This is a genomic window from Streptomyces atratus (assembly GCF_014648655.1).
GTDB lineage: Bacteria > Actinomycetota > Actinomycetes > Streptomycetales > Streptomycetaceae > Streptomyces > Streptomyces atratus.
In genome coordinates this window covers 1-975 of record NZ_BMRN01000196.1, presented here as the reverse complement: position 1 = coordinate 975, position 975 = coordinate 1, and the positions used below count along the sequence as shown (strand labels likewise).

The window sequence follows — 975 nt, the reverse complement described above, 5'->3', positions numbered from 1 at the left end:
GTCGCCGGTCCGGTGTCCGTCCGCGGTCTGACTCAACAGAGGCGTGTCCCGGCCAGGTTGGTTCCGGAAGTCGGCGTGTCGACCGTGGCTGCCCCGTCGTCCGAAGCTGTCCTGGTGGCGTTTTTGCATGCTGTATCCGATCGTGGTCCGCAGTCCGACATCGGGGTTGCTCGCTTCCTTGGAAGCGATGTCCTGCATCAGTTCCCAGATGAGGGTGGCTCACCCTTGCTCGGTTCGGCTGGGCCAGACGAACCGGCCGCTGCGGGTCAGTCCGGTGCGGAACCGCTCCCGGTCGACGCCTGGTTCTGCCCGGGACGCCTCTTCGAGGAGGCCTTTGAGGGCTGGCTGGCTGTCGATCCAGGTGACGGCGAGGTGGACTTCGTGGCCGGCGTTGGAGTAGGGCGCGGTCATCGTTCGCGTACGGCGACCTGGAGGCGCTGCTGGTACTTCACCGGAAGAGGCCTTTCAGAGCTTGTGCGATCTGCTGCTGGACGACGTCGTCGGCGTTCTGTGCGCTGCCGGTCTCATCGGCTAGCCAGACCTGGGTGTAGCAGCAGGGGCAGGTCACGGCGGTCTGGGCCACGACCTCCGAGTAGCGGATCCACATCAGGTAGCCGCAGGCGGGGCAGGCCGTCTCAAGGTCTGGGCTGAGAAACTGTGTCGCGAGGGATTCGCCCATGGCTGGATTGTTCCGCATGGCTCTGACAACGGCGGGTCCGGCTTCTGCGGTGCCAGCCCCAAGCACTCGCACACAGCTGCCAGATCCTGGGCCTTCACGTGTGCCCACAGAGCCTCAGCGATGGCATTGCGAACCTTGAACAGCGGCACTCCGTCCGGTGAGGTCATCACAACATCATGGACGGGACGCCGCCCCCGTTATGTTCTTCGCGGTCCTGCAAGAGGGCCGCTGGCCTCCGGGCCCGGCATGACTGTGTCCCCCTGTCGAACAGATGACCTGGGGGGTGGTGTCACCGG

The 975-nt window shown here is 65.5% G+C and carries 2 protein-coding genes; both read right to left on the bottom strand.

The features are described 5' to 3' along the window. Nucleotides 1–219: 219 nt before the first annotated feature. Nucleotides 220–411, bottom strand: coding sequence for a hypothetical protein (locus IEZ15_RS44050; protein ID WP_189282528.1), 192 nt, complete (start codon nt 409–411; stop codon nt 220–222). Between the two features lie 37 nt (nt 412–448). Next, nucleotides 449–679: a hypothetical protein gene (locus tag IEZ15_RS44045; RefSeq protein ID WP_189282527.1), complete on the bottom strand. Its 231-nt coding sequence runs from the start codon at nt 677–679 to the stop codon at nt 449–451. Nucleotides 680–975 lie beyond the last annotated feature (296 nt).